General features: G+C 69.3%; 23 protein-coding genes. 15 read left to right on the top strand and 8 right to left on the bottom strand.

The window, feature by feature from the left end; translation table 11 throughout:
- Window positions 1-82 precede the first annotated feature (82 nt).
- Window positions 83-1,777, top strand: coding sequence for a proline--tRNA ligase (locus AB3X10_RS19010; protein ID WP_369976973.1), 1,695 nt, complete (start codon window positions 83-85; stop codon window positions 1,775-1,777).
- A gap of 279 nt (window positions 1,778-2,056) precedes the next feature.
- The gene (locus tag AB3X10_RS19015; RefSeq protein ID WP_369976974.1) at window positions 2,057-2,530 is read left to right on the top strand and encodes an H-NS family nucleoid-associated regulatory protein; all 474 of its coding nucleotides are present in this window, start codon (window positions 2,057-2,059) and stop codon (window positions 2,528-2,530) included.
- An 87-nt stretch (window positions 2,531-2,617) separates the two neighbouring features.
- Here AB3X10_RS19015 and AB3X10_RS19020 read toward each other — a convergent pair whose 3' ends face one another.
- Window positions 2,618-3,877, bottom strand: a complete 1,260-nt coding sequence (locus AB3X10_RS19020) for a threonine/serine ThrE exporter family protein (protein ID WP_369976975.1) — start codon at window positions 3,875-3,877, stop codon at window positions 2,618-2,620.
- Window positions 3,878-3,976: 99 nt separating this feature from the next.
- Here AB3X10_RS19020 and AB3X10_RS19025 point away from each other — a divergent pair, with 99 nt between their 5' ends.
- The 4 genes from AB3X10_RS19025 to AB3X10_RS19040 all read left to right on the top strand — a co-directional run bounded on the left by AB3X10_RS19025 (window position 3,977) and on the right by AB3X10_RS19040 (window position 7,597).
- A complete protein-coding gene (locus AB3X10_RS19025; RefSeq protein WP_369976976.1) occupies window positions 3,977-5,089 on the top strand; it encodes an ABC transporter permease in 1,113 nt (370 codons plus the stop codon).
- Between the two features lie 79 nt (window positions 5,090-5,168).
- Window positions 5,169-5,990, top strand: a complete 822-nt coding sequence (locus AB3X10_RS19030; protein ID WP_369976977.1) for an ABC transporter ATP-binding protein — start codon at window positions 5,169-5,171, stop codon at window positions 5,988-5,990.
- Window positions 5,991-5,993: 3 nt separating this feature from the next.
- Entirely contained in the window at window positions 5,994-6,920 is a 927-nt protein-coding gene (locus AB3X10_RS19035) for an MlaD family protein (RefSeq protein ID WP_369976978.1), read from the top strand.
- Window positions 6,917-7,597: an ABC-type transport auxiliary lipoprotein family protein gene (locus AB3X10_RS19040; RefSeq protein WP_369976979.1), complete on the top strand. Its 681-nt coding sequence runs from the start codon at window positions 6,917-6,919 to the stop codon at window positions 7,595-7,597. The genes AB3X10_RS19035 and AB3X10_RS19040 overlap by 4 nt, the downstream gene beginning before the upstream one ends.
- 334 nt (window positions 7,598-7,931) lie before the next feature.
- On the opposite strand, the gene AB3X10_RS19045 is transcribed toward AB3X10_RS19040, so the two are convergent.
- Entirely contained in the window at window positions 7,932-8,513 is a 582-nt protein-coding gene (locus tag AB3X10_RS19045; protein ID WP_369976980.1) for an alpha-ketoglutarate-dependent dioxygenase AlkB family protein, read from the bottom strand.
- Window positions 8,514-8,626: 113 nt separating this feature from the next.
- On the opposite strand from AB3X10_RS19045, the gene AB3X10_RS19050 reads away from it, so the two are divergent.
- Both AB3X10_RS19050 and AB3X10_RS19055 read left to right on the top strand, forming a co-directional pair.
- Window positions 8,627-10,270 carry an electron transfer flavoprotein-ubiquinone oxidoreductase gene (locus tag AB3X10_RS19050; RefSeq protein WP_369976981.1) on the top strand — a complete coding sequence of 548 codons (1,644 nt, stop codon included), beginning with the start codon at window positions 8,627-8,629 and terminating at the stop codon, window positions 10,268-10,270.
- Window positions 10,271-10,340: 70 nt separating this feature from the next.
- Entirely contained in the window at window positions 10,341-13,172 is a 2,832-nt protein-coding gene (locus AB3X10_RS19055) for a rhamnan synthesis F family protein (RefSeq protein ID WP_369976982.1), read from the top strand.
- Window positions 13,173-13,196: 24 nt separating this feature from the next.
- On the opposite strand, the gene AB3X10_RS19060 is transcribed toward AB3X10_RS19055, so the two are convergent.
- Both AB3X10_RS19060 and AB3X10_RS19065 read right to left on the bottom strand, forming a co-directional pair.
- Window positions 13,197-13,829, bottom strand: a complete 633-nt coding sequence (locus AB3X10_RS19060; protein WP_369976983.1) for a CoA transferase subunit B — start codon at window positions 13,827-13,829, stop codon at window positions 13,197-13,199.
- 1 nt (window position 13,830) lies between these two features.
- Window positions 13,831-14,568, bottom strand: coding sequence for a CoA transferase subunit A (locus AB3X10_RS19065; RefSeq protein ID WP_206230157.1), 738 nt, complete (start codon window positions 14,566-14,568; stop codon window positions 13,831-13,833).
- 134 nt (window positions 14,569-14,702) lie between these two features.
- On the opposite strand from AB3X10_RS19065, the gene AB3X10_RS19070 reads away from it, so the two are divergent.
- Window positions 14,703-16,049, top strand: a complete 1,347-nt coding sequence (locus AB3X10_RS19070) for a phosphomannomutase (protein ID WP_369976984.1) — start codon at window positions 14,703-14,705, stop codon at window positions 16,047-16,049.
- A 40-nt stretch (window positions 16,050-16,089) separates the two neighbouring features.
- Complete coding sequence (locus AB3X10_RS19075) at window positions 16,090-17,493, top strand: mannose-1-phosphate guanylyltransferase/mannose-6-phosphate isomerase (RefSeq protein ID WP_369976985.1); 1,404 nt, start codon at window positions 16,090-16,092, stop codon at window positions 17,491-17,493.
- Window positions 17,494-17,574: 81 nt separating this feature from the next.
- Here the strand turns inward: AB3X10_RS19075 and rfbD are convergent, their stop codons facing one another.
- The 4 genes from rfbD to rfbB are packed head-to-tail and all read right to left on the bottom strand — an operon-like array spanning window position 17,575 to window position 21,041.
- The gene (rfbD, locus tag AB3X10_RS19080) at window positions 17,575-18,489 is read right to left on the bottom strand and encodes a dTDP-4-dehydrorhamnose reductase (RefSeq protein ID WP_369976986.1); all 915 of its coding nucleotides are present in this window, start codon (window positions 18,487-18,489) and stop codon (window positions 17,575-17,577) included.
- Window positions 18,486-19,043, bottom strand: a complete 558-nt coding sequence (rfbC, locus tag AB3X10_RS19085) for a dTDP-4-dehydrorhamnose 3,5-epimerase (protein ID WP_369976987.1) — start codon at window positions 19,041-19,043, stop codon at window positions 18,486-18,488. Before rfbC ends, rfbD begins: the two co-directional genes overlap by 4 nt.
- Window positions 19,040-19,927 (bottom strand): glucose-1-phosphate thymidylyltransferase RfbA, encoded by an 888-nt coding sequence (gene rfbA, locus AB3X10_RS19090; protein WP_369976988.1) that lies wholly within the window; start codon window positions 19,925-19,927, stop codon window positions 19,040-19,042. Before rfbA ends, rfbC begins: the two co-directional genes overlap by 4 nt.
- Before the next feature lie 58 nt (window positions 19,928-19,985).
- Window positions 19,986-21,041 (bottom strand): dTDP-glucose 4,6-dehydratase, encoded by a 1,056-nt coding sequence (rfbB, locus tag AB3X10_RS19095; RefSeq protein WP_369976989.1) that lies wholly within the window; start codon window positions 21,039-21,041, stop codon window positions 19,986-19,988.
- A gap of 238 nt (window positions 21,042-21,279) precedes the next feature.
- On the opposite strand from rfbB, the gene AB3X10_RS19100 reads away from it, so the two are divergent.
- From AB3X10_RS19100 to AB3X10_RS19120, 5 genes are all read left to right on the top strand, one after another.
- Window positions 21,280-22,026, top strand: coding sequence for an electron transfer flavoprotein subunit beta/FixA family protein (locus tag AB3X10_RS19100; protein WP_145705275.1), 747 nt, complete (start codon window positions 21,280-21,282; stop codon window positions 22,024-22,026).
- Window positions 22,026-22,967, top strand: coding sequence for an electron transfer flavoprotein subunit alpha/FixB family protein (locus AB3X10_RS19105; RefSeq protein ID WP_369976990.1), 942 nt, complete (start codon window positions 22,026-22,028; stop codon window positions 22,965-22,967). Before AB3X10_RS19100 ends, AB3X10_RS19105 begins: the two co-directional genes overlap by 1 nt.
- Window positions 22,968-22,982: 15 nt before the next feature.
- Window positions 22,983-23,969 carry a lysylphosphatidylglycerol synthase transmembrane domain-containing protein gene (locus tag AB3X10_RS19110; RefSeq protein ID WP_369976991.1) on the top strand — a complete coding sequence of 329 codons (987 nt, stop codon included), beginning with the start codon at window positions 22,983-22,985 and terminating at the stop codon, window positions 23,967-23,969.
- 107 nt (window positions 23,970-24,076) lie between these two features.
- Window positions 24,077-25,465 (top strand): UbiA family prenyltransferase, encoded by a 1,389-nt coding sequence (locus AB3X10_RS19115; RefSeq protein ID WP_369976992.1) that lies wholly within the window; start codon window positions 24,077-24,079, stop codon window positions 25,463-25,465.
- Complete coding sequence (locus AB3X10_RS19120) at window positions 25,465-26,772, top strand: FAD-binding oxidoreductase (protein ID WP_369976993.1); 1,308 nt, start codon at window positions 25,465-25,467, stop codon at window positions 26,770-26,772. Before AB3X10_RS19115 ends, AB3X10_RS19120 begins: the two co-directional genes overlap by 1 nt.

Genomic DNA, 26,772 nt, shown 5'->3' on the forward strand with positions numbered 1-26,772 from the left:
CCGGCGCCGCGGGCCGCGTCCGGTTCCCGCAGCGCCGGCAATGACTGGCAAAATGGGCGCCCGCCGTCCACGAAGCCCCTCGATGCGCCTTTCCCAGTTCCACCTGCACACCACCAAGGAAACCCCGGCCGACGCCGAACTGGTCAGCCACCGGCTGATGCTGCGCGCCGGCATGATCCGCAAGCTCGCTTCCGGCCTGTACACCTGGTCGCCGCTGGGTCTGCGCGTGCTGCGCAAGGTGGAAGCGGTGGTGCGCGAGGAAATGAACCGCGCCGGCGCGGTGGAAGTGCTGTTCCCGACCATCCAGCCGCGCGAACTGTGGGAAGCCACCGGGCGCTGGAAGAAGTTCGGCGGCCTGATGCTGCGGATGAAGGACCGCAAGGAGCAGGAATACTGCTACAGCCCCACCGCCGAGGAGGCCGCCGCCGACTTCGCGCGCCAGGAGCTGAGCAGCTACAAGCAGCTGCCGGTCAACTTCTACCAGATCCAGACCAAGTTCCGCGACGAGATCCGCCCGCGCTTCGGGGTGATGCGCGCGCGCGAGTTCCTGATGAAGGACGCCTATTCGTTCCATGTCAGCGACGAGGACCTGGCCCGCGAATACGAGAACATGAAGGCCGCCTACAGCCGGATCTTCACCCGCCTGGGCCTGCAGTTCCGCTCGGTGCAGGCCGATTCGGGCGACATCGGCGGCGACGCCTCGCAGGAATTCCACGTGCTGGCCGACTCCGGCGAGGATTCGCTGGCGTTCTCCACCGGCTCGGACTACGCGGCCAACGTCGAGGCCGCGGTCGCCGCCGACCCGGCGCCGCGGCCGGCGCCGCAGGAAGCACTGCGCAAGGTCGACACGCCCACCCAGAAGACCTGCGAGGCGGTGGCCGAATTGCTCGGCATCGCGCTGCAGCGCACGGTCAAGTCGGTCGCGGTCATGGCCGGCGACACGTTCGTGCTGGCGCTGGTGCGCGGCGATCACGCGGTGAACGAGATCAAGCTGGGCAAGGTCGCCGGCCTGGCCGGCTACCGCATGGCCAACGAGGCCGAGATCCGCGCCCACCTCGGCAGCGAGCCGGGCTTCCTCGGCCCGCTGCAGCCGCGCCAGCCGATCCGCGTGGTCGCCGACCGCGACGTGGCGGCGATGGCCGATTTCGTGGTCGGTGCCAACGAAGCCGGCTTCCACCTGGCCGGGGTCAACTGGGGCCGCGACCTGCCCGAGCCGGACGCCGTGGCCGACCTGCGCAACGTGGTCGAGGGCGAGCGCGCGCACGACGGCGGCGAAATCCGCCTGGCGCGCGGCATCGAAGTCGGCCACGTGTTCCAGCTCGGGCGCCAGTACGCGCAGTCGCTGGACGCCACCGTGCTGGACGAGAACGGCAAGACCGTGGCGATGGCGATGGGCTGCTACGGCATCGGCATTTCGCGCATCGTCGCCGCGGCGATCGAGCAGAACCACGACGAGGCCGGCATCCGCTGGCCGCAGCCGATGGCGCCGTGGTCGGTGGCGGTGTGCGTGATCAATCCCAAGCGCGATCCGGCGATCGACGCGGCCGGCGAGGCGCTGCTGGCCGAGCTGCAGCAGGCGGGCCTGGACGCCGTGCTCGACGACCGCGGCCTGCGCGCCGGCGCGATGTTCGCCGATATCGAACTGATCGGCATTCCGCACCGGGTGGTGGTCTCCGAACGCGGGCTGGCGGCCGGCACCTTCGAATACCGCGCGCGCAGCGGCGGCGAGGCCGAGAGCCTGGACCGCGCCGCCTTGCTGGCGCGCCTGCAGGGTTAATTCGAAAAGGCCGGGAATATATCCCGGCCTTTTTTCTTGCGCGGCCCTCACGACGACACGGCCTCGACATTTGCCGGGCCAATATGCCGATGGAATCACAGCGTTACCGCGCATTGATTTGACAATCCGAATTCGGCGCGTATAAATGTCACGCGCCGATCCAGCGGCCGCCGGCATATCGAAATACCCGGAATATTTGTCAATCCGATAAAGCGATATTATGATTCCGCTCTAGCCAGGGAATGGCGGTATGCTCACCATCCATTTTCCGGAGTACAGATGACCATCGATCTCAGTGGCCTGTCGGCCAAGCAGTTGGGCGCTCTCATCAAGACGGCCAAGAAGCAGCAGACCATCGTCGCCAAGCGCACGCCCATCGCCAAGGTCCGCACCCAGCTGGCCCGCCTGGCCAAGAGCCATGGTTACAGCATCGACGAAGTCTTCGCTGGCGCCGCGCCGGCCAAGCGCGGCCGCAAGGCCGCCGGCAAGCCGGGTCCGAAGCCGGGCCGCAAGCTGGGCAAGGTCGCGCCGAAATACCGCAATCCGGCCAATGCGGCGGAAACCTGGACCGGCCGCGGCAAGCAGCCGCGCTGGCTGGCCGAGCAGGTGGCCAAGGGCAAGAAGGCCGAAGATTTCCTGATTGCGGCGCCGGCCAAGGCCGCGGCACCGGCCAAGAAGACCGCCAAGAAGGCGGTGAAGAAAGTCGCCAAGGTCGCCAAGAAAGCCAGCAAGTCCGCCGCGCCGAAAAACTGATCCGGGCACCGCTCCGGGATCGGTGGATTATCCGAAGGACGCCGGCGCAAGCCGGCGTTTTTCATGCCCGCGCAGCACGCCGCGGCGCTAGAGATTCTTCCGCGCCGGCACCAGCAGATTGCCGAACAGCAGGCCGGCCACCAGCGCCATCACGATATACGTCACCGCCAGCAGCGCCGACTGCCCGCCGGGCACGTCGTGCTGCTGCACCAGGGTCAGCAATCCGCGCAGGCTGGCGCTGCCGGGCACCAGCATGATGATGCCGGGCAGCCGGATCAGCGCGCCCGGCCGCTGCACCAGCCGGCCGAACAGGTTGCCGGCCGCGGTCAGCGACATCGCCGACAGGAAGATGCCGACCGGGCTGCCCCAGGCCTCGCCGGCGAAGCGCGCGATCGCGTAGCCGGCCACCGAGGCGGCCATCACCCACGGATAATCGCGGCCGTTGGCCTTGAACAGCAGCGCGAACGCATACGCCGCCACCAGCAGCGAGGCCCATTCCACCCACACCGCCTGCGGCCGCGACGCGCGCACCAGCGGCTCCAGGCCCAGCAATTGCGCCAGGGTCACCGCGATCACCGCGCCCACGGTGAGCTTGAGGATGGTGGTGACCGCGCCGGCGAAGCGCGCCGTTCCCGAGACCCAATGCTGGCTGGTCAGTTCGTTGACCGCGTTGGTCAGCGCCATTCCCGGCAGCAGCACCACCAGCGAGGCGATGATCACCGAATTGAGGTTCAGCGGCGCCACGAAGGTCGCCACCAGCGCGGCGACGACGCCGGCCAGCAGCGCCGCCAGCGCCTCGTTGGCCTCCTTGGCCGCCGGGCGCTTGTCGGTGAGCTGGGTCAGCGCACCGATCAGCAGGCCGATCGCGGCGGCGGTGGCGATGTCCAGCCACGGCAGCCGCCACAGCCCGGCCACGCCCATCGCGGCCAGGCCGAAGCCGAGCACCTGCATCGCCTTCCAGCGCCGCCCGGGCGGGCGGTCCAGCTGGCGCAGCGCGGTATGCCCCTGGGCCACGCTCATGCGCCCGCTGGCGACCGCGTCGGCGATGTTGTCGGCCACGCTGAGCTTGTGCAGGTCGTTGTCGCCCGGCGCCAGCCGCACCACGCGGGTGATGTCGCTGGAGCCGATCGCCTTGGTCGGATCGCTGAAGCTGAGGATCAGCCCGGTCGGGTTGGACCAGGGCTCGCAGTCCAGGTCCAGCTGCTGCGACAGCGCCACCACCGCCGCTTCCAGGCGCTGCGCGGTGGTGCCGTAGGTGTGCAGGCGGCCGGCGATCTCGGAGACGAAGGCGATCCGTTGCGCATAGGTGGCGGCGGACGACGGGTTGGCGATGGGCGCGGCGTGCATGTCGGCTAGTATGGCGCGAACCCCGCGCACAGCCACCCTGTGGCGCACGACGACATTGCGGCGCCGGCGAAACAGGTATGCTCGCGCCCCGGACGCCCCATGATCGAACCACAACCGCCAGCACTCAGCCCGGACGACCGAGACCCCTCGCGGGTGCGGCTGTCCGGCAGTTGGACCCTGGCCACCGCGCTGGCGTCCTCGGAAGTGCTGCGCGCGCTGCCGCCCGGCACCAGCGGCATCGACGCCAGCGGCATCGGCCAGCTGGATTCGGCCGGCGTGCTGCAGCTGATGCGCTACGCCACCCGCAACGGCATCGCCCACGAGGCGCTGAACTTCCGCCACGACCACCAGGCGCTGGTCAGCACCATCGAGGAGGTCGCCGACGACCGCCCCAAGCGCAAGCGCGACTACGGCTTCGCCGCGGCGCTGGAACGCCTGGGCTACGCGGTGCACCGCAACGGCAAGGAGATCGTCGCGCTGGTCGGCTTCCTCGGCGAGACCCTGGTCAAGGTGCTGCGCCTGGTGCACGAGCCGCGGCGCTTCCGCCTGACTTCCACCGTGCACCACATGGAACAGGTCGGGCTGGACGCGGTGCCGCTGGTCGCCCTGCTGTCCTACCTGGTCGGCGCGGTCATCGCGTTCCTGGGCTCGACCATCCTGCGCGACTTCGGCGCCGAGATCTACGTGGTGGAGCTGGTCAGCATCGCCTTCCTGCGCGAGTTCGCGGTGCTGCTGACCGCGATCGTGCTGGCCGGGCGCACCGCCAGCGCGTTCACCGCGCAGATCGGCGCGATGAAGGCGCGCGAGGAGGTGGACGCGATCCAGACCCTGGGCCTGGACCCGATGGACCTGCTGGTGATCCCGCGGCTGGTGGCGCTGCTGGTGATGCTGCCGCTGCTGACCTTCGTGGCGATGATCGCCGGCCTGGCCGGCGGCGTCACCGTCGGCGCCTTCGACCTGGGCATCCCGCCACAGATGTACCTGGCGCGCATGCACGACACCATCCAGCTGCGGCACATGCTGGTGGGCCTGTCGAAGGCGCCGATCTTCGCGATCGTGATCGGCCTGATCGGCTGCCTGGAAGGCCTGCGCGTGGAAGGCACGGCGCAGTCGGTCGGCGAGCGCACCACCTCCAGCGTGGTGCAGACGATCTCGCTGGTGATCATCATCGACGCGATCGCGGCGCTGTGGTTCATGAACGTGGGGTGGTGATGGAGCCGGGATTGGAGATTGGGAATTGGGGATTCGTTGAAGGCGGGCGCCGTGCGCTGCCTGACCGGGAGCGTTTGCCTTGACCAATCCCGAATCCCCAATCCCGAATCCCGATCAAGAACTGGCCATCTCGGTGCGCGGCCTGCTCAACCGCTTCGGCACCCAGACCGTGCACGAGGATCTGGACCTGGACGTGCGCCGCGGCGAGATCCTCGGCGTGGTCGGCGGCTCGGGCACCGGCAAGTCGGTGCTGATGCGCAGCATCCTCGGCCTGCGCGATCCCGATGCCGGCCGCATCAATGTGCTCGGCGTGGACACCGAGTCCAGGCGCCGCGAAGACCGCCTGCACGTGGAGCGCAATACCGGGGTGCTGTTCCAGGACGGCGCGCTGTTCTCCTCGCTGAGCGTGGGCGAGAACGTGCAGGTGCCGCTGAAGGAGCACTTCGGCGAACTGCCCGACAGCTGGCACTACGAACTGGCGCTGCTGAAGGTGAAGCTGGCCGGGCTGCCGGCCGATGCGATCAACAAGCTGCCCTCGCAGCTGTCCGGCGGCATGCGCAAGCGCGCCGGGCTGGCGCGCGCGCTGGCGCTGGATCCGCCGCTGCTGTTCCTGGACGAACCCACCGCCGGGCTGGACCCGATCGGCGCGGCCGCCTTCGACCGCCTGATCCGCACCCTGCAGGAAGCGTTGGGCCTGACCGTGTTCCTCATCACCCACGACCTCGACACCTTGTACGCTATCTGCGACCGCGTGGCGGTGCTGGCCGACCGCAAGGTCATCGCCACCGCGCCGCTGGCCGAGATCGAGCAAGTCGACCACCCCTGGATCCAGGAATATTTCCACGGCCCGCGCGCCCGCGCGGCGCGCGACGCCAAAACCGCCTGGACCGAGAACGCCTGAGCCATGGAAACCAAAGCCAACTACGTCCTGATCGGCGCCTTCACCATCGTCGCCGGCCTCGCCCTGCTGCTGTTCGGGCTGTGGGCGGCCAAGTATTCCTCCGACCGCACCTGGCAGGAATACCGGGTGGTGTTCCGCGAGGCGGTCACCGGCCTGTCGGTGGGCAGCCCGGTGCAGTACAACGGCATCGCGGTCGGCTCGATCACCGAGCTGACCCTGGCGCCGAACGATCCGCGCCAGGTGGTGGCACGGGTGCGGCTGAACTCGACCACGCCGATCAAGAGCGACACCCGCGCCAAGCTGGGCATCACCAGCCTGACCGGGCCGTCGATCATCCAGCTCTCCGGCGGTACCCCGGAAGCGCCGTCGCTGACCTCGATCGACACCAGCGACGCGCCGATCATCCAGACCACGCCGTCGGCGCTGCAGAACATCACCGATACCGCCAACCGCATCGTCGAGCGCCTGGACGAGGTGCTCAGCGACCGCAACGTGGCCAGCATCACCGCCACCTTGCACAACCTAGAAACGATCAGCGGCTCGCTGGCCGACCGCGACGAAGGCATGCAGTCGCTGATCCTCAGCGCGCGCGATGCCGCACGCAATCTCGACGTGACCCTGAAGACCACCAACGGCACCATCCAGCGCCTGGACCAGAACCTGGTGCAGCAGCTGCCGCCGATCCTGGACAAGCTGGAAAGCACCCTGAGCAAGCTGGATTCGGCCTCCGGCAACGCCGACAAGATCCTCGGCGAGAACCGCGCGGCGATCAACAGCTTCGCCAACGACGGCCTGGGCCAGCTCGGCCCGACCCTGACCGAGCTGCGCGGGCTGATCCGCGACCTGCGCCGGGTCAGCGACCGCCTGGACAACAACCCCGCGCGCTACCTGCTCGGCCGCGACGCCCCGAAGGAGTTCGAACCCAAATGAAGCCGACGCGCGCCCTCCTGCTGCTCGCCGCCCCGGCCCTGCTGCTGCTCGCCGGCTGCTCCGCACTGACCGGCGGCGGCAGCAAGGACCCGGTGACGATCTACGCGCCCGACGTGCGCGTGGCCCCGGACCCGTCCTGGCCGCAGGTGACCTGGCAACTGGCGATCGCCAAGCCCAGCGCTGCGCGCGTGGTCGACAGCCCGCGCATCGCGGTACGCCCCACCCCGGGCGAACTGCAGGTGTACAGCGGCGTCAGCTGGGCGCAGCCGGCCACCGACATGCTCGAGGACACGCTGGTGCGCGCGTTCGAGGATTCCGGGCGCATCCCCGGCGTGGCCCGGCTCGGCACCGGCATCCGCGCCGACTACAAGCTGGTGCTGGACCTGCGCCGCTTCGAATCCGACTACGCCGGCCACGATGTTCCTTCGGCCACGATCGAACTCAACGCCAAGCTGCTGTACACGCCCGACCAGCGCGTGGTCGCCTCGCGCACCTTCCTCGCCGCGCAACCGGCCGCCAGCACCGCGCAGGCGCAGGTCGCCGACGCCTTCGGCCAGGCACTGTCGCAGGTGACCGGGCAGGTCGTCGGCTGGACCCTGCAACAGGGCCAGGCCGATGCGGCCACGGCCCTGGCGCCGGCACCGACGCCCGCCCCGACACCGCGCCGCCGACCCTGAAGCCCCTCTCCCTGCGGGAGAGGGGTTGGGGTGAGGGTCCGGCGCGAAGCGACTCGCGAAGTTCGAGCGCACCAGGCTGTGCCCCTACCCTCATCCGCCCCTGCGGGGCACCTTCCCCCGAAAAGGGAGCCATGGTCCCGGGGGGAGAAGGGAACAGCCGCGACGCACATAGCCCCTCTCCCCGCGGGAGAGGGGTTGGGGTGAGGGTCCGGCGCGAAGCGACTCGCGGAGTTTGGGTGCACCAGGCTGCGCCCCTACCCTCATCCGCCCCTGCGGGGCACCTTCCCCCCCAAAGGAGGCCATGGTCCCGAGGGGAGAAGGGAATTCGTGGCCGCTAATGCGCGGCGATTTTCCGAAAGGTCAGATTGATCCGCTCGCCGACCGGCTTCGCAGTCCGCGGCAAGGCATGCCGGTACAAACGCTGGGTCTCGCCGCCCATCAGCAGCAAGCCGCCAGGACTCAGTTCCAGCGCCTGGCGCAACGCCGGCTCGGCGCGATGGCGCAGCACGAAGCGGCGGGTCGCGCCCAGGCTCAGCGAGGCGATCAGCGGACGCGGACCCAGTTCCTTCTCGTCGTCGCTGTGCCAGCCCATCGCGTCGCGCCCGTCGCGGTAGCGGTTGGCCAGCACGCTGTTGAACGCCACCCCGGTTTCCGCCGCCAGCCGCGCGCGCAGCGGCCGCAGCGCCGGCGGCCAAGGATGCGGCGCGAAACGGCTGCCGGAATAGCGGTAGCTCGCCTGCGGATCGCCGATCCAGCAGCTCAGCCGCGGCGAATCGACCAGCCGCCCGAACAGGCGGATGCGGTGCACCTCCCAGCTCACCGCGTCCAGCAGTTGCGCGAACAGCGCCGCCGCCTCTGCCGGCGCCAGCCAGCCGGGCAGCCAGCGGACGTCGGCGCCGGGCAGGTCGAGTTGCATCGCGCCACGCTAGCATGCCTGCAGGCACCATACGCCAGCGTGCGGAATTTGCCCCGTCACGCACAAAGCCTGAAAATGCAGACAGCCAGAACGAGCCAACGGGAGCGGAGCAGATGACGGGATCGGAGGGCGGCGCCAGTGCGCCGGAGCCAGTGCAACGCGACGTCATGGAATACGACGTGGTCACCGTCGGCGCGGGTCCGGCCGGGCTGGCGTTCGCGATCCGGCTCAAGCAGCTCAACCCCGACATCTCGGTCTGCGTGATCGAGAAGGCCAGCACCGTCGGTGCGCAGATCCTGTCCGGCGCGGTGATCGAACCCGCGCCGCTCGACGCGCTGCTGCCCGGCTGGCGCGACAATCCGCCGCCGATCTGCGTGCCCGCCGGCGAGGACGAGTTCTGGCACCTGAGCAAGGACGGCGGGCGCAAGTTCCCGATCGTGCCGCCGGGCATGCGCAACCACGGCAACTTCATCGTCAGCCTCGGCGCGCTGTGCGCGTGGCTGGCGCCGCAGGCCGAGGCGCTGGGCGTGGAGATCTATCCCGGCTTCGCCGCCGCCGAGACCCTGCACGCCGACGACGGCAGCGTGCTCGGCGTGCGCATCGGCGACATGGGCGTGGCCAAGGACGGTTCGCACAAGCCCGGCTACACCGCCGGCATCGACATCCGCGCCAAGGTCACGGTGCTGGCCGAAGGCGCGCGCGGGCATCTGACCAAGCGCCTGGTCAAGCGCTTCGCGCTGGACGCCGGCAGCGACCCGCAGGCCTATTCGATCGGCATCAAGGAACTGTGGCAGCTGCCGGAAGGCCGCGTGGTGCCGGGCAAGATCGTGCACACCCTGGGCTGGCCGGCCGACAACGCCACCTACGCCGGCAGCTTCCTGTACCACCTGGAGAACAACCAGGTGGCGCTGGGCTACGTCAGCGGGCTGGACTACCACGACCCCGAGTACCGGCCGTGGGAGGCATTCCAGCAGTGGAAGAACCACCCGCTGATGAAGCCGCTGCTGGAAGGCGGCACCATCCTGTCGGCCGGCGCCCGCGCCATCGCCAGCGGCGGCTGGCAGTCGCTGCCGAAGGTGGAGATGCCCGGCGCGCTGCTGATCGGCGACACCGCCGGCCTGCTCAACGTGCCCAAGATCAAGGGCACCCACCAGGCGATCCGCAGCGGCATGCTCGCCGCCGAACACCTGGCCGCCGGCGCGGCACTGGATCCGGCCGGCTTCGACGCCAAACTGCGCGGCTCGGAGGTGATGGCCGAACTGCGCCAGGTGCGCAACATCAAGCCCGGCTTCAAGAAGGGGCTGTGGTTCGGCATGCTCAACGCGGCCTGGGAAACCCTGGTCAAGGGCGCCTCGCCGTGGACGCTGAAGGTGACGGCCGACTGGGCGTCGCTGGACCGGCTCGGCGAGCACGAGCAACCCAAGCGCGACTACGTGCAGCGCGAACTGGCGCCGCGCGACCGCCTGCAGGGCGTGTACTTCGCCGCCACCGAACACGACGAGGACCAGCCCGTGCACCTGCAGGTGCTGGACCCGCAGATCTGCGTGACCCGCTGCACCGAGGAATACGGCAATCCCTGCACCCGCTTCTGCCCCGCAGCGGTCTACGAGATCGTCGACGACGCGGCCGGCAAGCGCCTGCAGATCAACGCCGCCAACTGCGTGCACTGCAAGACCTGCGACATCAAGGACCCCTACGAGATCATCAACTGGGTCACCCCGGAAGGCGGCTCCGGGCCGAATTACCAGAACCTGTGAGCCGCCTGCGCGCTCCCGACACGCTGCATGCACTGCGCCGCGGCTCAGCTCGCCGCCGCATGACGTTGCGATGAGCGCGGCTTGGCGTAAAGCCAGCCTTGCCGCGCGCGCGGCTGTCGAACGCCACGGCGGCGGTTGGCGCGGCTTGCTCGCGGTCGCTGAGCGCGGCTGGAAAGTGCTGCGCGCGCTGGGCTTGTCCGGTTTTCTGCGGCGCCTGCGCCATGCCGGGCATGCGCAGGTGTCGGCAGCGCCGCCGTCGGATGTCGTGTTCCCGGCGCCGACCCCGATCGAGCGCGTGCAACTGCGCGTGGGCGTGATGGCCCACGTGTTCTATCCCGACCTGCTGGATGAATTGGCGCAGGCGCTGGCGGCCATGCCGGTGCCGTATGTGCTGATGGTGTCGGTCGTCGACGACGCCGCGCAGGCTGCGGCCCGGCAGCGCCTGTCGTCGCTGCCGCACCTGCGGACGCTGCAGGTGCGCACGGTCGCCAACCGTGGCCGCGACCTGGCGCCGTTGATCGTGACCTTCCGCGAGGAGGTCCTGGCACTGGACGTGGTGGCGCATTGGCATACCAAGAAATCGCTGTACACCGGCAGCGAACGCCAGGATTGGCGCAATTATCTGACCGCCTCCCTGTTCGGCTCGACACAGCGGATCGGCTGGATCCTCGGCATGTTCCAGGCCGAACCAAGGCTGGGCATCGTCTATCCGGAGAGCTTCGGCGGCGTGCCGCTGTGGGCGCACACCTGGCTGAGCAATCTGCAGGCCTGCCGCGAACTGGGCCAGCGTCTTGGCATCGGCGTCGATGCGGCCGCCTACATCGATTTCCCGGCGGGCTCGATGTTCTGGGCGCGCGTGGAGGCACTGCGGCCGCTCTACGCACTGGGATTGAGCCTGCAGGATTTCCCGGAAGAGCGCGGCCAGACCGATGGCACCTTGCAGCACGCCCTGGAACGGATGTTCGTGGCGGTCGTGCGCCAGCAAGGGCTGCTGGCGGGCATCCTGCCAGCGGATGGAGCGCTCGCGTTGAGCACGGAAGGCGGCCGCAACTGGATGCAGGCCTTCCAGATGCCGCTGGCCACGCGCCTGGCCCTGTCGGCGATCGATGCAAACGTGGTGTCGCTGGACGTGTTCGACACGCTGGTGACGCGCCCGTTCCTGACCCCGGCCGGCGCGCGTGCCTATCTCGCCCATCTGGCCGCCGAAACGCTTGGCGTCGCCGGATTCGCCGGTTTGCGCGAACGTGCCGAGGCGCGTGCGCGCACGGCGGCCGGGCGCGATGTCGACCTGGACGCCATCTACGCCGCGATGGCCCAGCTCGCGGAGGCGCACGAGCTTCCCCTGGGCGCACTGCAGAAGCTCGAACTGGAGACCGAAGCCCGCCTGCTGCAGCCGCGCCAGGCACTGGTCGCCGCGGCCAACACGCTCGCCGCCAGCGGGCGGCGTCTGATCGCCGTGTCGGACATGTACCTCAATGGCGCGGATCTGCAGCAGGTCTTGCCACCCGCCGTGCGAGCGCTGCCGCGCGCCTGGTACGTGTCTTGCGACACCGGCTGGCGCAAGGACGACGGCCAGGCCTGGGAGCGGCTGCCGGCGCGCGAAGGCATCGCCGCGCGGCACTGGTTGCACGTCGGTGACAACGAACAGGCGGATATCCAGCGCCCGCAGATGCACGGCTATCTCACGCCCGTGCATGTGCTGCGGCCATCGGCCTTGCTCGACGTGGTCCCGGCGCTGCGTCCGTTGCGACCCGCAGCAGGGGCGCACAGCGGCTGGCAAGACCAGTTGTGGCTGGGCTTGCTCTGTCGCCATTTGGCCGATATGGCCGATACCCGGCCGGAGCAGTTCGGCGACCGGCTGCGCCTGGCATCGCCAGCATCGCTCGGCTATCTGGTGTTCGGCCCCTTGGTCGCGGACTACCTGCTGTGGCTGGCGCGCCTGGCGCTGTCGCGCGGCGTCGGCCAGCTCCTGTTCCTGAGCCGCGAAGGGTATCTGTTGCAGAAGGCATTCGCGCAGCTGCAGGCGGCATGTCCGCCGCTGGCCGCGCTGCGCGGCAGCTATGTGCTGGCCTCGCGTCGCGGCACCGGCGTGCCGACGCTGCGCGAGGCCGCCGACCTCGATGCGCTGCTCGGCAGCACCTACACCGGCACGCTGCATGCGCTGCTGCAGGCGCGGCTCGGCACGCCGGCGACGACCGCCATCGCCGCGCAGCTTGGCGCCGCAGACATGCGCAGCACGGTCCTGCTGCCGGAGATGCGCAGCGCGCTGTCGCAGAAACTGGCACCGGCGATGCCGGCACTGCTGCACGTCGCCGCCGCGGAACGCGAGGGCTATTTGCGCTACTGGCGCGCGACGGTTGGCGATGCGCCGGCCATGGTCGCGGACCTGGGATATGCAGGCACCATCCAGGCGCAGCTGGGCAGGTTGACCGGAACCGCCCTGGGGGGCGGCTACTTCGCAGTGAATGCCGGCATCGCGCAAGTCGAACCCGGTGGCTGGGCCGAGGCCCGCTACTTCGATGGCCGCAACACGGATACGGAAACCTCGCCGATCCTGCAACACGACCTGCTGCTGGAAACCTTCCTGACCGCGCCGGATGGGCAGTTCTCGCATTTCGCGTCGCGCGACGACGGCACGACCGAGCCGGTCTTCGCCGACAACGAACTGGATCCCACCCACTTCGCCACGGTGGCGGCGGTGCAGCAAGGCGCGCTCGATTTCGTCGCCGACCTGTGCGCGGTCGGCGGCAGCGAGACCTGGCAGTTCACGTTCGACCGCACCCTGATCCAGACGCCCTTGCGTTGCCTGGGCGAAGGCCGCTGGCATGCCGGCGACTGGGCGCGCGGCCTCGCGGTCAGCGATGCGTTCACTGGCCGCGGCCGGGTCGCCGTGGCCATCTGAGCGGCGTGCGCGTTCGCGCTGCCGTCAGGCGCTGCGGAACGGCACCCCGGTCTTGGCCGCCAGTTCCGCCGCGTCCACGCCGTCGGCGGCCTCGACCAGCACCAGGCCATCGGCGCCCACGTCGAACACCGCCAGGTCGGTGATGATGCGGTCGACCACGCCCACGCCGGTCAGCGGCAGGTCGCACTCGGGCAGCAGCTTGTGGCTGCCGTCCTTGGCCACGTGCTCCATCAGCACCACCACGCGCTTGACTCCGGCCACCAGGTCCATCGCCCCGCCCATGCCCTTGACCATCTTGCCCGGCACCATCCAGTTGGCCAGGTCGCCGCGCGCGCTGACCTGCATCGCGCCGAGGATCGCCAGGTCGATGTGGCCGCCGCGGATCATCGCGAAGGAATCGTGGCTGCCGAAATAGCTGGCGCCGGCGCGTGCGGTCACGGTCTGCTTGCCGGCGTTGATCAGGTCGGCGTCCACTTCGTCCTCGCTCGGGAACGGGCCGATGCCGAGCAGGCCGTTCTCCGACTGCAGCCACACGTCCACGCCCTCGGGAATGTGGTTGGCGACCAGGGTCGGCAGGCCGATGCCCAGGTTCACGTAGGCGCCATCGGTGAGTTCGCGGGCGGCGCGCTGCGCCATTTCGTCGCGGGTCCAGGCCATGTCAGGCGTCCTTCTGGCGCAGGGTGCGCTGTTCGATGCGTTTCTCGGGATGCGGGTTGTGCACGATGCGATCGACGTAGATGCCGGGCAGATGCACCTGGTCCGGGTCGATGCTGCCGGTCTCGACGACCTGCTCGACCTCGGCGATGCAGACCTTGCCGGCCATCGCGCAGGCCGGGTTGAAGTTGCGCGCGGTCTTGCGGAACACCAGGTTGCCCGCGGCATCGGCCTTCCACGCCTTGACCAGGGCCACGTCGGCCTGCAGCGCGGTCTCCAGCACGTAGTGCTTGCCATCGAATTCGCGCGTCTCCTTGCCCTCGGCGACGACCGTGCCATAGCCGGTGGCGGTGAAGAACGCGGGGATGCCGGCGCCGCCGGCGCGCAGCCGTTCGGCCAGGGTGCCCTGCGGGTTGAACTCCAGCTCCAGCTCGCCGGCCAGGTACTGGCGCTCGAATTCCTTGTTCTCGCCGACATAGGACGAGATCATCTTGCGGATCTGCCGGGTCGCCAGCAGCTGGCCCAGGCCGAAACCGTCGACCCCGGCGTTGTTGGAGATCACGGTCAGGCCGTTCGCGCCGGAATCGCGCAACGCCGCGATCAGCGCCTCGGGAATGCCGCACAGGCCGAAACCGCCGACCGCCAGGGTCTGGCCGTCCGCCACCACGTCGGCCAGCGCCGTGGCCGCGTCGGGGAAAAGCTTGCCGCGTCGCCCGGTCGCCCGGGTGGAGGTATCGCCCATTGGCCCGCATCCGCATTGGAAGTAGACAGATAGTCTAGCCGCTCGTCGGCCGCGGTCCGCTGCGCACTGCCGCAATGACCGATTAAGGGCCGGAACGTTACACTCCAGGCTCCCCCATCCAAGGTCCCTCCCCTATGCCGCTTCCCGCATTCAAGGCCTACGACATCCGCGGTCGCGTTCCCGACGAACTGAACGAGGACCTGGCCCGCCGCATCGGCGTGGCATTGGCGGGGCAATTGGAGAGCGGACCGGTGGTGGTGGGCCACGACGTGCGCCTGGCCAGCGCCGCGCTGCAGGCGGCGCTGTCGGCCGGCCTGCGCGCCAGCGGCCGCGAGGTCATCGACATCGGCCTGTGCGGTACCGAGGAAGTGTATTTCCAGACCGACCACCTGCAGGCCGCCGGCGGGGTGATGGTGACAGCCAGCCACAATCCGATGGACTACAACGGCATGAAGCTGGTGCGCGAGAATGCGCGCCCGATCAGCTCCGATACCGGCCTGTTCGCGATCCGCGACACCGTGGCGGCCGACACCGCGCCCGCAGGCACTCCGACCGCGGCCGAGCACAGCCGCCCGGACAAGTCCGCCTACATCGCGCACCTGCTCAGCTACGTCGACCTCGGCACGCTCAAGCCGCTGAAGCTGGTGGTCAACGCCGGCAACGGCGGCGCCGGCGCCATCGTCGACCTGCTGGCGCCGCACCTGCCGTTCGAGTTCGTGCGCGTGTTCCACGAGCCGGACGGGCACTTCCCCAACGGCATCCCGAACCCGCTGCTGCCCGAGAACCGCGAGGCCACCGCCAAGGCGGTCAAGGAACACGGCGCGGACTTCGGCATCGCCTGGGACGGCGATTTCGACCGCTGCTTCTTCTTCGACGAGAACGGCCGCTTCATCGAGGGCTACTACCTGGTCGGCCTGCTGGCGCAGGCGATCCTGGCCAAGCAGCCAGGCGGCAAGGTGGTGCACGACCCGCGTCTGACCTGGAACACGATCGAGATGGTCGAGGATGCCGGCGGCGTCCCGGTGCTGTGCAAGAGCGGGCATGCCTTCATCAAGGAGAAGATGCGCGGCGAGAACGCGGTGTACGGCGGCGAGATGAGCGCGCACCATTATTTCCGCGAGTTCGCCTACGCCGACTCGGGCATGATCCCGTGGCTGCTGATCGCCGAACTGGTGTCGCAGTCGGGCCGCTCGCTGGCCGACCTGGTCGAGGCGCGCATGCAGAAGTTCCCGTGCAGCGGCGAGATCAATTTCAAGGTCGCCGATGCCAAGGCCGCGGTGGCGCGGGTGATGGAGCACTACGCCGCGCACTCGCCGTCGCTGGACTACACCGACGGGGTCAGCGCCGAATTCGCCGATTGGCGCTTCAACCTGCGCAGCTCCAATACCGAACCGCTGTTGCGCCTGAACGTGGAAACGCGTGGCGATGCGGCACTGCTGGAAACGCGCACCCAGGAAATTTCCGACCTGTTGCGCGGCTGATCCCCCTCCCCCCTAGACGCACTATGGAGTTCCCCCGCCCATGAGCGACGTCCTACCCATCATCCTGTCCGGCGGTTCCGGCACCCGGCTCTGGCCGCTGTCGCGCGAGTCCTATCCGAAACAGTTCCTGCCGCTGGTCGGCGAGCACAGCATGCTGCAGGCGACATGGTTGCGTGCAGCGCCCGTCGCCGGGCATGCGCCGATCGTGGTCGCCAACGAAGAGCATCGCTTCGTCGCCGCCGAGCAATTGCAGCAGATCGGCGTGAAGCCGCAATCGATCCTGCTCGAGCCCAAGGGCCGCAATACCGCCCCGGCCATCGCCGTGGCGGCGCTGGAGGCGACCCGCAACGGCGCCGACCCCTTGTTGCTGGTGCTGCCGTCCGACCACGTGATCCGCGACGAAGCGGCGTTCCAGGCCGCGGTGCGCGCGGCCGCCACCGCCGCCGAGCAAGGCAAGCTGGTCACCTTCGGGATCAAGCCGACCGCGCCGGAAACCGGCTACGGCTACATCAAGGCCGGTGCCGGCAACGGCGTCAGCGCGGTCGAGCGCTTCGTCGAGAAGCCGGACCTGGCCACCGCGCAGGGCTATCTGGCCTCGGGCGAGTACTACTGGAACAGCGGCATGTTCCTGTTCCGCGCCTCGCGCTACCTGGAAGAACTGCGCCGCTTCCAGCCGGCGATCGCCGACGCCTGCGCCAAGGCCTGGGACGCGGCCAAGCGCGATGCCGACTTCACCCGCCTGGACAAGGACGCCTTCGCCGCCAGCCCGTCGGACTCGATCGACTATGCGGTGATGGAGAAGACCGCCGACGCGGTGGTGGTGCCGCTCGATGCGGGCTGGAACGACGTCGGCTCCTGGTCGGCCTTGCTCGAAGTCTCGCCGCAGGATGCGCAGGGCAACGCACACCACGGCGACGTGATCGAGATCGATTGCCGCAACACCTATGCCTACGGTTCGCGGCTGATCGCGATGGTCGGGCTGCAGGACGTGGTGGTGGTCGAGACCGACGACGCGGTGCTGGTCGGCCATCGCGATCGCATCCAGGAGGTCAAGGAGATCGTGGCCAGGATCAAGGCCAGCGGCCGCTCCGAGGCCACCTGGCACCGCAAGGTGTATCGCCCGTGGGGCGCCTACGATTCGATCGACAACGGCCAGCGCTTCCAGGTCAAGCGCATCACGGTCAAGCCCGGCGCCACGCTGAGCCTGCAGATGCACCACCACCGGGCCGAGCACTGGATCGTGGTCAGCGGCACCGCCGAAGTCACCCGTGGCGAGGAAGTGCTGCTGCTCACCGAGAACCAGAGCACCTACATCCCGCTGGGCGTGACCCATCGCCTGAAGAACCCGGGCAAGCTGCCGCTGGAACTGATCGAGGTGCAGTCCGGCAGCTATCTGGGCGAGGACGACATCGTGCGCTTCGAGGACACCTACGGGCGCACCTGAGTCCTGCTGCAGCGAAAAGAAAAAAGCCGGGTCGATGCCCGGCTTTTTTTGTGCCTGCGTTCGCTGCCGGCGCGCGGCGCGCTACGCGGACCGCGCCTGCGCGGCCAGTTCGCCGATCACGCGGCGCAGGCCATCGCGCCACTGCGGCAGCACCAGCGAAAAATCGCGCTGCAGTCTGGAAACATCCAGCCGCGAGTAGGCCGGGCGCGTGGCCGGGGTCGGGTACTCGGCCGTGGCGATCGGCAGCACGCGCGGTGCGCGCGCCAGCAGGCCCGCCGCGAGCGCCTCGTCGAAGATCGCCTCGGCGAAGCCGTGCCAGGTGGTCTCGCCGGCGGCGGTCAGGTGCCAGGTGCCCGATTGCGCGGCAGCGCGCCGTTCCAGGACCTGTGCGGTGACATCGGCGATCAGCGCCGCCGGCGTCGGCGTGCCGGCCTGGTCGGCCACCACGCGCAGCTCGTCGCGTTCGGCGCCGACGCGAAGCATGGTGCGCAGGAAGTTGTTGCCGTGCGCGGCATAGACCCAGGCGGTGCGGAAGATCAGGTGCTGCGCGCCGGAGGCGCGGATCGCGTCTTCGCCGGCGAGCTTGGTCGCGCCATACACGCCCAGCGGCGCGGTCGGCGCGTCCTCCGGATACGGGCGGGTGCCCTGGCCATCGAACACGTAGTCGGTGGAGTAATGCACCATCGGCACGCCATGCGCCGCACACCAGCCGGCGATCGCCGCAGGCGCCTCGGCGTTGGCGCGCAACGCGGCGTCGCGATCCTGTTCGGCGCGATCCACCGCGGTATAGGCGGCCGCGTTGACCACCGCCGTCGGCTGCAGCCGATCGAGCAAGGCGCCCAGCGTCTGCGGCTGGTCGAAGTCCGCGCGCTCGCAGGCGCTGCCGTCGGGCAGGCGGCCGCTGCGCGTGGTCGCCAGCAACGGCCCGCGCCCGGCCAGCGCGCGCAACAGCTCCTGGCCGACCTGGCCGTTGGCGCCGAACACCAGCGTGGTCACGGCGTGTACACCGGCAGACGTTCGGCGGCGATGTCGGCCAGGAACGGCGCCACCGCATCCTTGGCCGACAGCACCGGCTGGCTGATCGGCCAGTCCACGCCGATCGCGGCGTCGTCCCAGCGCACGCCGGCGTCGGCTTCCTTCACGTACACGTCGGTGCACAGATAGCTGAACACCGCCCGCTCGGACAGCACCGCGAATCCGTGCGCGAAGCCCTCCGGGATCCAGAACTGCTTCTTGTTCTCCGCGCTCAGCACCACCGCCGCCCAGCGACCGAAGTGCGGCGAGCCGCGGCGGATGTCCACCGCCACGTCGTAGACCTCGCCTTCCAGCACGCTGACCAGCTTGCCCTGCGGGCGCGGCCATTGGTAATGCAACCCGCGCAGCACGCCCTTGGCCGAGGTCGAGACGTTGCTCTGCACGAAGCTGGTGGGCAACCCGTGCTGGCCGAAACGCTCGGCGTTCCAGGTCTCGAAGAAATAGCCGCGTTCGTCGCCGAACACCGCCGGCTCGATCACCACGCAGCCGGGCAGATTGGTTTCAATCACTTTCACGGAACGATTCCTCGGACAGCCAGTTCATGCAGATATTTGCCGTAGTCGTTCTTCGACAGCGGCGCGGCGAGTTGCTCCAGCTGCGCGGCATCGATCCAACCCTGGCCGAACGCGATCTCCTCCGGGCAGCACACCTGCAAGCCCTGTCGCGACTGGATGGTCTCGATGAAGTTGGAGGCCTCGTGCAGCGACTGGTGGGTGCCGGTGTCCAGCCAGGCGTAGCCGCGGCCCAGCGGTTCCAGGTGCAGTTCGCCCGCCTCCAGGTAACGGCGGTTGAGATCGGTGATCTCCAGCTCCCCGCGCGACGAAGGCTTCAAGGCAGCCGCGTGGTCGCTGGCCTGGCCGTCGTAGAAGTACAGGCCGGTGACCGCATAGTTGGAGCGCGGCTGGGCCGGCTTTTCGGCGATGTCGATGACCTTGCCGGCTTGGTCGAACTCGGCCACGCCATAGCGCTCCGGATCGTTGACCCAATAGCCGAACACGGTGGCGCCCTGCTGCCGCGCGTCGGCGCGGCGCAGGGTCTCGGTCAAACCATGGCCATGGAAGATGTTGTCGCCCAGCACCAGGCAGCTCGGCTTGCCGTCGATGAACTCGCGGCCGATCAGGTAGGCTTGTGCCAGCCCGTCCGGGCTCGGCTGCACCGCGTATTCCAGGCGCATGCCCCACTGCGAGCCATCGCCCAACAGCGCGCGGAACAAGGCCTGCTCGTGCGGCGTATTGATGATCAGCACTTCGCGAATGCCGGCCAGCATCAGCACGCTGAGCGGGTAATAGATCATCGGCTTGTCGTACACCGGCAGCAGCTGCTTGCTGACGCCCTTGGTGATCGGATACAGCCGCGTGCCGGAGCCGCCGGCCAGGATGATGCCCTTGCGTTGTGTCATCGGTTACTTCCTTTGGAAGTCCGCACATGGATGTGCGGGCTCTTGCGAGGGACTCGCGTTATGCCGCCGTGCCGATCCGTTCCAGCCGATAGCTGCCGTCGAGCACGCCCTGCACCCAGGCCTGGTTGGCCAGGTACCAGTCCACCGTGGTGGCGATGCCCTGCTCGAAGCTGTACTGCGGCTCCCAGCCCAGCTCGTTCTTCAGCTTGGACGCGTCGATCGCATAGCGCCGGTCGTGGCCGGGGCGGTCGGCGACATGGGTGATCTGGCTGCTGCGCGGCTTGCCGTCGGCACGCGGGCGGCGCGCATCGAGCAGCGCGCAGATCGCCTGCACCACCTCGATGTTCTGCTTCTCGGAATTGCCGCCGACGTTGTAGGTCTCGCCGACCCGGCCCTTGTCCAGCACGGTGCGGATCGCCTCGCAATGGTCGCCGACGAACAGCCAGTCGCGCACCTGCTTGCCGTCGCCGTAGACCGGCAGCGGCTCGCCGGCCAGCGCCTTGGCGATCACCAGCGGGATCAGCTTCTCGGGAAAATGGTACGGGCCGTAGTTGTTGGAGCAGTTGGTGGTCAGCACCGGCAGGCCGTAGGTGTGGTGGAACGCGCGCACCAGGTGGTCGGAGGCGGCCTTGGAGGCCGAGTACGGCGAATTGGGCGCGTACGGCGTGGTCTCGCTGAACTTGCCGGTCTCGCCGAGCGTGCCGTAGACCTCGTCGGTGGACACGTGCAGGAACCGGAACGCGGCGCGCGGCCCTTCCGGCAGCGCCTTCCAGTGATCGCGCACCGCTTCCAGCAGGCCGAGCGTGCCGACCACGTTGGTCTGGATGAACGCGCCCGGGCCGTCGATCGAACGGTCGACATGGCTCTCGGCGGCGAAGTTCAGCACCGCGTCGGGCTGGTGCTCGCGCAGCAGTTGCGCGACCAGCGCGCGGTCGCCGATATCGCCCTGCACGAAGACGTGGTCGGGATTGCCCTCCAGCGACGCCAGCGTGTTCAGGTTGCCGGCGTAGGTCAACGCGTCCAGATTGATCACGCGGACGCCGCGCGACACCGCTTCCAGCACGAAATTGCCGCCGATGAACCCGGCGCCGCCGGTTACAAGCCAAGTAGCCACTGTGACGTCTCCTGATCGGGCGCTGCGAGGCGCTCCGCTGTTCAAACCGCACAGGATATACGCTTTGCCGGGGATGGTCGCCTGTGCCCACCGCCGCCGGTTCAGGCTGAGTCGGCGCCTCCCCGGCGACCACCATACGCCCTCGCATGGTCCATCGCCGGCGGTTAGAATCCACCGACTGCCCCGCGCCAGCCGCCGCGGCCGGGCCTTCCCGAACTGCTGAAGGATCTCGTACAAGATGAAAATCCTCGTCGCCTACAAGCGCGTGGTGGACTACAACGTCCGCATCCAGGTCAAGCCGGACGGCTCCGGCGTCGTGACCGAGGGCGTCAAGCTTTCCCCCAATCCGTTCGACGAAATCGCCCTGGAAGAAGCGCTGCGCCTGCGCGACGCCGGCATCGCCAGCGAGGTGGTGGTGGTCACCCTGGCCCCCGCCGATGCCGCCGCGCACCTGCGCAACGGCCTGGCGATGGGCGCCAACCGCGCCATCCACGTGGTCACCGACGCCGCGATCCAGCCGCTGACCGCGGCCCGCGCCCTGCTCAAGCTGGTCGAGCAGGAGCAGCCGGACCTGGTGATCCTGGGCAAGCAGGCGATCGACGACGACGCCAACCAGACCGGGCAGATGCTGGCCACGCTGTGGGGCCGCCCGCAGGCGACCTTCGCCGGCAAGCTGGTCGTCGCCGACGGCAAGGCCACGGTGACCCGCGAGGTCGACGCCGGCCTGGAGACGCTGGAAGTGGACCTGCCGGCCGTGGTCACCACCGACCTGCGCCTGAACGAGCCGCGCTTCATCAAGCTGCCCGACATCATGAAGGCCAAGAGCAAGCCGCTGCAGACCCTGGCGTTCGCCGAGCTGGGCGTGGAGTCCAACGACAGCCTCGCCACCACCCACTACGCCCCGCCGCCCAAGCGCAGCCGTGGGGTGATGGTCAAGGACGCCGCCGAACTGGTGGCCGCACTCAAGCAGAAGGGGTTGCTGTAATGGCCAAGATCCTCGTCGTCGCCGAACACCTGAACGGCCAGCTCAACGCGGCCACCGCCAAGACCGTCAGCGCCGCGCAGGCGCTGTCGCCGGACGCCATCGACATTGTGGTGCTGGCCGCCGACCCGGCCGCCGTCGCCGCGCAGGCCGCGCAGATCGCCGGCGTGGGCCGCGTGCTTACCGTCGCCAATCCGGCCAACGAACACGCCATCGCACAGGTGCTGGGGCCGCAGATCGCGCAGCTGGCACAGGGCTACAGCCACGTGTTCGGCCCCTCCACCACCTTCGGCAAGGACCTGATGCCGGTGGTCGCCGCGCTGCTCGGGGTCAACCAGATCTCCGACCTGATGGCGGTCGATGGCGAATATGCCTTCAAGCGCCCGATCTACGCCGGCAACGCGATCATCAGCGTGCAGGCGCCCGCCGACCAGACCGTGGTCGCCACCGTGCGCAGCGCCTCGTGGCCGGAAGCAGCCAAGGGCGGCAGCGCGGCGATCGAGGCGGCCAGCGTCAGCGCGACGCTGCCCACCCATACCCGCTTCGTCGGCCTGGCCGCCGGCAAGTCCAACCGCCCCGACCTGCAGAGCGCCAAGCGCGTGGTCTCCGGCGGCCGCGGCGTGGGCTCGGCGGAGAACTTCCAAATCATCTACAAGCTGGCCGACAAGCTCGGCGCCGCGGTCGGCGCCTCGCGCGCGGCGGTGGATGCCGGCTACGTGCCCAACGAACTGCAGGTCGGCCAGACCGGCAAGATCATCGCCCCGGACCTGTACGTGGCGGTCGGCATCTCCGGCGCGATCCAACACCTGACCGGGATCAAGGACGCCGGCACCATCGTCGCGATCAACAAGGACCCGGAATCGCCGATCTTCGAGATCGCCGACATCGGGCTGGTGGGCGACCTGTTCACCCTGCTGCCGGAACTGGAAGCGGCGCTGGGCTGACGCGAGGCGGTGCCGATGACCCCGTTGCCGCCCTCGGGCACCGACGGCATGCCGCTGCCGCGGCGGCGCATGGACCACCTGGCCGGGTTCGTGCTGCTGCTGTGCGCAGGCTATGTGGCCGCGCTGTTCTGGGTGGACCGCGGCAACGGGACGTTCTCGCGATTGGGCGAGGTCGGCCACCTGATGGCGCTGGCCACGGTGCCGGTCAGCGCCAGCTACCTGTTCCGGTACTGGCGCTGGCGCTGGCTGCTGCAGCGCTACGGCCATCCGGTGCCGTTTGCCGCCGGGCTGGCCGGCTACCTGGCCGGCTTCGCGCTGACCGCGACGCCCGGCAAGGCCGGCGAATTGCTGCGTATCCGCTATTTCGCCCGCATGGGCGTGCCGGCACGGCGCACCATCGCCGTGTTCGTGTTCGAGCGCGCCTGCGACCTGCTGGTCATCCTGGCGCTGTCGCTGCTGGCCGCCCCGGTGTTTCCCACGCTGGGCGCGCTGGCGGCGGTGGTTTTGGCCTTCGTCGGCCTGCTGTTCGGCGCGGCCGCCTGGCCGCCGTTGCTGGACCGGCTGACGGCGATGGTGCGCTGGATTCCTGGCCGCTGGCTGCAACGGCCGGCCCATTTCGCGCTGGCCGCGGCGCTGGAGCTGCGTGGCTGCCTGGGCCTGCGCCAGTTCGGACAAAGCATGTTCGCCGGGCTGATGGCCTGGGGACTGACGGCATCGGTGTTCGTCGGCCTGTGCCTGGGCATGGGACTGGACCTGGATCCCATCGTCGCGTTCGGCATCTACCCGCTGGCGATGCTGGTCGGCGCGCTGTCCTTCGTGCCCGGCGGCGTCGGCACCACCGAGCTGGCGATCGTGCTGATGCTCGACCGCCTCGGCATCGCCACCGCCGACGCGATCGCCGTGGCGGTGGCCGCGCGCCTGGTCACGCTGTGGTACGCCATCCTGGTCGGCGCGCTGGCGATGCTGCGGGCCGAGTTCCTGCCGCGCGAAGAGGGCGCTTGATTCGATAGGTATAATCGCGGCCCCGCAATGGACCGCCAGGCCATCGAATGCCCGCCCCTACCAGTCCTCCGCCCCACCGTCCGGCAGTTTCGGGGCGCGCCCTGTGCGTGGATCTGGATGGCACCCTGCTGAACTCGGACATCCTCTACGAGTCGGTGCTGGCGCTGCTGGCGCGCAATCCGCTGTACCTGTTCCTGCTGCCGCTGTGGCTGCTGCGCGGCAAGGCGGCGCTGAAGCGCGAACTGGCCTCGCGCGTCTCCCTGCCGGCCGAGACCCTACCGTACAACGAGAAAGTCCTGGAACTGCTGCGCACCACGACGCAACGCCCGCGCGTGCTGTGCACCGCCTCCGATGCCCTGCTGGTGACGCCCATCGCCGAGTACCTGGGCCTGTTCGAGCAGGTGATCGCCAGCGACGGCAAACGCAATCTCTCCGGGCGCAACAAGGCCGATGTCCTGGTCGACGCGTTCGGCGCCGGCAATTTCGACTATGCCGGCAACGGCAGCGTGGACCTGCATGTGTGGGAGAAGGCCGGCGGCGCCTGGGTGGTCAACAATGGCACCGCGCTCAGCAAGGCCGCCGCACAGCGCACCACGGTGCATGCGCACTGGCCCGCGCCGCCGCGTGCCCGCGCCTGGCTCAAGGCGCTGCGCCTGCACCAGTGGCTGAAGAATCTGCTGGTGTTCGTCCCCTTGCTGACCGCGCACCGCTTCCTGGATCCGGAATCGGTGCTGCAGGCGGCGATCGCGCTGGTCGCGTTCGGGTTGTGCGCGTCCGGCGTGTATGTGCTGAACGATTTACTCGATCTCACCCCGGACCGGCAGCACCCGCGCAAGCGCAAGCGTCCGTTCGCCGCAGGCCGGCTTCCCCTGCTGCACGGCCTGTTCGCCGCCCCGGCGCTGACCGTGGCCGGACTCGCGCTGTCGCTGGCCTGCAACCTGGAATTCACCCTGGTGCTGCTGGCCTATTACGTGATGACGCTGGCGTACTCGCTGCGGCTCAAGCGGATCGTGATGATCGACGTGGTGCTGCTGGCCGCGCTGTACACGGTGCGCATCATCGGCGGCGCGATGGCGATCGACATCGAGCTGTCGTTCTGGCTGCTGGCGTTCTCGATGTTCATTTTCCTGTCGCTGGCCCTGCTCAAGCGCTACACCGAGCTGCACGCGATGCTCAGCAGCGGCAAGACCAAGGCCAGCGGGCGCGCCTATTCGGTGGAGGACCTGTCGCTGCTGCAATCGATGGGCGCCGCCGCCGGCTACATCGCGGTGATGGTGATGGCGCTGTACATCAACAGCCCCGAGAGCGTGGAGCTGTACCGCCATCCGAAAGTGCTGTGGCTGGTCTGCCCGGTGCTGCTGTACTGGGTGAGCCGGGTGTGGGTGATCGCGCACCGCGGCGACATGCACGACGACCCGATCGTGTTCGCCGCCACCGACCGGGTCAGCCAGGTGGTGGTGGTGCTGTGCGGACTGTTCGCCCTGAGCGCCATCTGATGGCGGCCGCGGGGCAATCCTGGGGACGCTATCCGAAGGCGAGGCAGGTGTTGCTGCCGGTCACCGACCGCGCGGCGGAGCTGCCTGCGTTCGACGGCCATGCGCTGCCGCGCGGCAATGGCCGCAGCTATGGCGACAGCTGCCTGAACCCGGACGGCACCTTGCTGGCGACGCGTGGCCTGGACCGGTTCATCGGATTCGATCCGGCGACCGGCCTGCTGCATTGCGAAGCCGGGGTCACCCTGGCCGAGATCATCGACCTGGCCTTGCCGCAGGGCTGGTTCCTGCCGGTCACCCCGGGCACGCGCTACGTGACGGTGGCCGGGGCCATCGCCAACGACGTGCACGGCAAGAACCACCACCGCACCGGCAGCTTCGGCCACCATGTGCGCGCCTTCGAGTTGCTGCGCAGCGACGGCACGCGCCGCGTGTGCACGCCCGGCCACGATGCCGAAGGCTGGTTCGCCGCCACCGTCGGCGGCCTCGGCTTGACCGGCCTGATCACCTGGGCGCAGATCCAGTTGCGCCGGGTCGCGAGCGCCGCCCTGGAAACGGAGAACATCCGCTTCGGCTCGCTCGACGAGTTCTTCGCCCTGTCCGCGGCCTCCGCCGACAGCCACGAATACAGCGTCGCCTGGATCGACTGCCTGGCCAGCGGCCGCGCGCGCGGCCGCGGCCACTTCACCCGCGCCGACCATTGCCCGGGCCTGCCGGAAGAGCGGCCCAAGCCCCCGGGCGCGGGCCTGCCCATGCCGCTGACGCCGCCGTTCTCCCTGGTCAACCAACTGTCGCTGCGGCCGTTCAACGCGCTGTATTTCTGGCGCCAGCCTGCGCCGCGCAAGCGCTTCGTCAGCCACCTGCTGCCGTTCTTCTATCCGCTGGACGGCATCCGCGACTGGAATCGGATGTACGGCCCGGCCGGTTTTCTGCAGTACCAGTGCGTGCTGCCGCCTGCCGCCTCGCGCGATGGGATCGACGCGTTGCTGGCGGAGATCGCGCGCAGCGGCAGCGGCTCGTTCCTGGCGGTGCTGAAGGAATTCGGCAACGCGCGCTCGCTCGGCATGCTGTCGTTTCCGCGCCCGGGCACCACCCTGGCGCTGGATTTCCCCAATAGCGGCCCGGAGGTGTTCCGGCTGCTCGAGCGGCTCGACCGCATCGTCGACGCGGCCGGCGGCGCTCTGTACCCTGCCAAGGATGCGCGCATGAGCGCGGCGTCGTTCCAGCGCGCCTACGGCCGCTGGCGGGAATTCGCCGATTATCTCGACCCACGTTTTTCTTCCGGCTTCTGGCGCCGGGTCACGGAGTGA

The sequence above is a fragment of the Xanthomonas sp. DAR 80977 genome, assembly GCF_041240605.1.
GTDB lineage: Bacteria > Pseudomonadota > Gammaproteobacteria > Xanthomonadales > Xanthomonadaceae > Xanthomonas_A > Xanthomonas_A bundabergensis.

Excerpts from the sequence above, each read along its gene's own strand:
- AB3X10_RS19020 (WP_369976975.1), bottom strand. The coding sequence starts at position 3,877 with ATGCACGCCGCGCCCATCGCCAACCCGTCGTCCGCCGCCACCTATGCG.
- AB3X10_RS19010 (WP_369976973.1), top strand. The coding sequence starts at position 83 with ATGCGCCTTTCCCAGTTCCACCTGCACACCACCAAGGAAACCCCGGCC.
- AB3X10_RS19075 (WP_369976985.1), top strand. The coding sequence starts at position 16,090 with ATGAGCGACGTCCTACCCATCATCCTGTCCGGCGGTTCCGGCACCCGG.
- AB3X10_RS19105 (WP_369976990.1), top strand. The coding sequence starts at position 22,026 with ATGGCCAAGATCCTCGTCGTCGCCGAACACCTGAACGGCCAGCTCAAC.
- AB3X10_RS19035 (WP_369976978.1), top strand. The coding sequence starts at position 5,994 with ATGGAAACCAAAGCCAACTACGTCCTGATCGGCGCCTTCACCATCGTC.
- AB3X10_RS19025 (WP_369976976.1), top strand. The coding sequence starts at position 3,977 with ATGATCGAACCACAACCGCCAGCACTCAGCCCGGACGACCGAGACCCC.
- AB3X10_RS19060 (WP_369976983.1), bottom strand. The coding sequence starts at position 13,829 with ATGGCCTGGACCCGCGACGAAATGGCGCAGCGCGCCGCCCGCGAACTC.
- AB3X10_RS19110 (WP_369976991.1), top strand. The coding sequence starts at position 22,983 with ATGACCCCGTTGCCGCCCTCGGGCACCGACGGCATGCCGCTGCCGCGG.
- AB3X10_RS19045 (WP_369976980.1), bottom strand. The coding sequence starts at position 8,513 with ATGCAACTCGACCTGCCCGGCGCCGACGTCCGCTGGCTGCCCGGCTGG.
- AB3X10_RS19055 (WP_369976982.1), top strand. The coding sequence starts at position 10,341 with ATGAGCGCGGCTTGGCGTAAAGCCAGCCTTGCCGCGCGCGCGGCTGTC.
- AB3X10_RS19065 (WP_206230157.1), bottom strand. The coding sequence starts at position 14,568 with ATGGGCGATACCTCCACCCGGGCGACCGGGCGACGCGGCAAGCTTTTC.
- AB3X10_RS19100 (WP_145705275.1), top strand. The coding sequence starts at position 21,280 with ATGAAAATCCTCGTCGCCTACAAGCGCGTGGTGGACTACAACGTCCGC.
- AB3X10_RS19070 (WP_369976984.1), top strand. The coding sequence starts at position 14,703 with ATGCCGCTTCCCGCATTCAAGGCCTACGACATCCGCGGTCGCGTTCCC.
- AB3X10_RS19015 (WP_369976974.1), top strand. The coding sequence starts at position 2,057 with ATGACCATCGATCTCAGTGGCCTGTCGGCCAAGCAGTTGGGCGCTCTC.
- AB3X10_RS19050 (WP_369976981.1), top strand. The coding sequence starts at position 8,627 with ATGACGGGATCGGAGGGCGGCGCCAGTGCGCCGGAGCCAGTGCAACGC.
- rfbA (WP_369976988.1), bottom strand. The coding sequence starts at position 19,927 with ATGACACAACGCAAGGGCATCATCCTGGCCGGCGGCTCCGGCACGCGG.
- AB3X10_RS19120 (WP_369976993.1), top strand. The coding sequence starts at position 25,465 with ATGGCGGCCGCGGGGCAATCCTGGGGACGCTATCCGAAGGCGAGGCAG.
- AB3X10_RS19040 (WP_369976979.1), top strand. The coding sequence starts at position 6,917 with ATGAAGCCGACGCGCGCCCTCCTGCTGCTCGCCGCCCCGGCCCTGCTG.